Consider the following 3,544-nt stretch of genomic DNA (forward strand, 5'->3'; position numbering starts at 1 on the left):
GACACTTGTAGTCTGCTCGGACACCTCATGATCTTCCTTTAGAGGTTTTGTTGAATGTGGGACGACACTAACTGTCTCATATCCGTTACTGATTTCCTTTATTAACGGCAGGGTCTTCTTCTCAATAATATCCATAAACAGAATGACCACAAGCGGCATGAAAATAAAAAAAGCGGCAAGAATCTTTATTAACGGGAAGCCAGACTTCTTTTTACGTATTTTCTTTTTCTTATTCTTTCGACGTTTAACTTCGCTTCTACTCGGCAGACTGCCTGGAGAAGGGGGATCCGCCTCTAATTTAACTCGTTGGTGTCTTTTTCTTGGCATAGGTACATCCCTCTCTAAACTATTGTTTCTCTTTGGCTTTTACTAAAAAACCAAGGATGCAATCAATCACAAAATGCATCACAATCGTCGCAGTTAGACTCCCCGTAATTTCAAATATGAAGCCAATAAAAAAACTGACCATCACAATACTGATAAATAAAAAACCATTAAATAAATAGCGATAATGAACCAAAGCAAAAATTAAGCTCGCCCATATCAGCCCGAAATTAACCTGAAGAACCCCGCGAAAAAGAATCTCCTCACTAACAGCAACGATTAATGCGACTACCACGATCATCGGATAAGAAAGACTTTTAAAGATTCGTTCATTCACTCCACCGTCATCCTGCCAAGATTCCGGCACCCTTTTCATCATATAGAGGTCAACCAAAACTACAGCTATTCCAGCCGCCAACCCAATCAACAGTTGACTAGAACCAATATGAAAAAGAGACAAAAAAGAAGCTGACTGGTTATGTAGAAATAAGCCTAATACACCTGCAGCAATAAGGATAATTATCTGTGTGACAAGTAGATTCAAAAGCAATTCTCGATTAGAAAGCTGTTTAATCAATGCTGCTTGCTTATTTTTCATACAGTTCAGTATCCTTTACTAACATAGCAGTCAATTCTTGTTTCCATTCAAATGGAAGGAACTGTTTCGGTATGGTTTCTTTCAAGTTCTCCATCAATTCTTTCACATTAACACCGCACCGATCACAGCATATTGAATTGGGCTTCACCAAATCTTCCTCAAAATATTGAAGGATAGCCGTACGTCTGCATTGATTGGTTTTCACCCAATTAAAAAGACCAGCAAATCGATTAATATTATATTGCCTTCTAGTTTCACTGTATCGTTTTAGCTGTTCAATCGTAATAGACATCTCCACTTGTTCCTGATGCTCCTTCAAAAAATGCTGAATAAAATTCCACTGTCCTTCAGATAAAGAATAGTGTTGTCTGAGTAGATCAGAGGACTGTTGACTTTCATTTTCTTTGCTCATTTTGGTACATACGCCCTCTATTTGATTATCTTCAGGAATTTGTTGATCCAGTAAATGAAGCGGTAACCCTTCATCCCCTTCACAAAAAAGCAAAACAGCCATACTTTGTTTCCCGTCTCTCCCAGCTCTTCCTACTTCTTGAACATACGATTCCATAGAAACCGGCAAATGAAAATGAATGACTGCTCGAACTTCTTCTTTATTCACTCCCATACCAAAAGCACTTGTCGCACATATAATTCGCAGCTGCCCAGTTATGAATTGCTGCTGAATCAATTTTCGCTGCTCCTGTTCCATGCCCCCATGATAAAAGTCAATGCTTTTGACCCCATTTTCTTGCAGATAATGCGTAACGGTTTCCGTTGTTTTTTTACTGGAAAAATAAATAATTGCTGATCCTTTGATTTCTTTGGCCAGCTCTAACAAGCGATTTAATTTATTCTCATAGTTCGAATAGTTTTCAACGATATACGCGATGTTGCTTCTATCGACCGATGAGACCACCTCATTAGCTTCTGTAAGGTTGAGTTTAGACTTGATGTCTATACGGACCGCTTCTGTAGCTGTGGCTGTTAATGCCACGGTAAGCGGGTTATTTAACCTCTCTCTTACGGTGCCTAAATGTAAATAGTCCGGTCGGAAATCATATCCCCACTGTGAAATACAATGGGCTTCGTCAATGACAAACAACCCAATATCAAGCTTTTTCACCTCTGTAATCACTTGTTCAAGCATTAGCATTTCAGGTGAAAGAAAAATGAACCGATAGCGATTCAGTTGACTAAGCGCAGCCTGTTTTTGCCTTGGCGTTAAGAATGAATTTAAGGCTAGTACACTTTTTTCACCACGCATCTTAAGCTGCTCCGCTTGATCCTCCATTAAGGAAAGCAACGGCGAAACAATGATGACGTGTTTATTGAATATATAGGCTGGAAGTTGATAACATAAAGACTTCCCGGTACCGGTTGGCAGCATCCCTAAGGTATGATTACCCTCAAGCAAAGACGTAATGACTTCTTTTTGTCCTGGACGGAAAGTAGAAAAGCCAAAGTGCTGATAAAGCGTTTCCTCCAAATTCATACGATCCCCCCCGATTTAGCCAGCACCAGTCGAATTTGGAAGAAGCTGATTTCATCATCTTCTAGTGCACGTTTTATAGGTGTCAGCTGTCTGGTACTGCAAGATTTAACAGCTTCGGCAATTCTTTGCTGAGCCACTGCTGAAACATATGAATCAATAGGAAATGACGAGTCTGTAAGTACAATTTCGACAATATGATCTTCTATTGTGTTTACCTTCAGACGTCGGAATCCGGCGATTTCTTGAAGTTCCATCCCCTTTAATACATAATCTAATGTGACCTTGGTAGACTGTGTCAGCTGCCTTTCACTTTCTTTATGTAAATCTTTTACTACACCTCTAAGTATGGAAAAACGAGAAGGTTCTTCCATACTCGCTTTTATTAAGCCGTGAAGTGTTCCAAGAAATACGTATCGTATATAGCCTTCGTCCAATTTCAACTCTCCAGCCAACTGGGGAAAAGTACTCCCGATTCGACGATTACCAGTTAACCTCCATACAAAAACATTTTGTTCAAGCGGCTCTCTAGTTTCTAAATATCCGGTTAATTCTGAGAGTAAACATTCCGCAAGTTCATTGCGATTCTTTTGATTCACGGCTAGAAAATGCTTTACCCACCCTTGAATTTGTAAATTCCGCTGGATGGGATAAAAGCGATTTTCACTGTGAACAATATGAGAGAGTGTTTGAATCAAGAGGCTTAACCGTTCCCAAAAGGGTACTGTACTATCGCGAAACTTTATTCCATTCAGATCTTTTGGTAACGGAAAATGAAGAAATGATTCTAATAAATGTGCGTTTCCTGATTCAGTGATTTGGTAGCGGTCCTCTCGAGGTAGTTTTTTTATATACTCTTCTCTAGCAAACCGGGTAATCGTTTGCTCAAGATCTTTTCTTACAATACTCGGAAGCGTTCCAAATAAAGGGCTTAAACCAAACAAATGTGCATCCTGAATCGTTTGTGACGATTTTTTTCCCTTAAGCATATGATAGATAGCATAAATTGAACGTTCGCCATCAAAAATCTTTATTCCATATAAAACAATAATTTCGAAATACGTCAGCATTCTTATCCCCCGCCGCAAAATGATTTGAACCTACTGTCCTATTGTAACAAAATGCCTTTCATT

At 39.2% G+C, this 3,544-nt stretch carries 3 protein-coding genes and 1 pseudogene; all 4 read right to left on the reverse strand.

The window, feature by feature from the left end; translation table 11 throughout:
* Window positions 1-327, reverse strand: a pseudogene (locus AC52RT_RS09920) (hypothetical protein); the annotation flags it as partial.
* A 19-nt stretch (window positions 328-346) separates the two neighbouring features.
* On the reverse strand, window positions 347-922 hold the full coding sequence (locus tag AC52RT_RS09925) for a CPBP family intramembrane glutamic endopeptidase (RefSeq protein WP_495540592.1): 576 nt from the start codon (window positions 920-922) through the stop codon (window positions 347-349).
* Entirely contained in the window at window positions 912-2,414 is a 1,503-nt protein-coding gene (locus AC52RT_RS09930) for a RecQ family ATP-dependent DNA helicase (protein WP_495540593.1), read from the reverse strand. The genes AC52RT_RS09925 and AC52RT_RS09930 overlap by 11 nt, the downstream gene beginning before the upstream one ends.
* A complete protein-coding gene (locus AC52RT_RS09935) occupies window positions 2,411-3,481 on the reverse strand; it encodes a YpbB family protein (RefSeq protein WP_495540594.1) in 1,071 nt (356 codons plus the stop codon). Before AC52RT_RS09935 ends, AC52RT_RS09930 begins: the two co-directional genes overlap by 4 nt.
* Window positions 3,482-3,544: the final 63 nt, after the last annotated feature.

The organism is Peribacillus sp. (assembly GCF_059453735.1).

Excerpts from the sequence above, each read along its gene's own strand:
- AC52RT_RS09925 (WP_495540592.1), bottom strand. The coding sequence starts at position 922 with ATGAAAAATAAGCAAGCAGCATTGATTAAACAGCTTTCTAATCGAGAA.
- AC52RT_RS09930 (WP_495540593.1), bottom strand. The coding sequence starts at position 2,414 with ATGAATTTGGAGGAAACGCTTTATCAGCACTTTGGCTTTTCTACTTTC.
- AC52RT_RS09935 (WP_495540594.1), bottom strand. The coding sequence starts at position 3,481 with ATGCTGACGTATTTCGAAATTATTGTTTTATATGGAATAAAGATTTTT.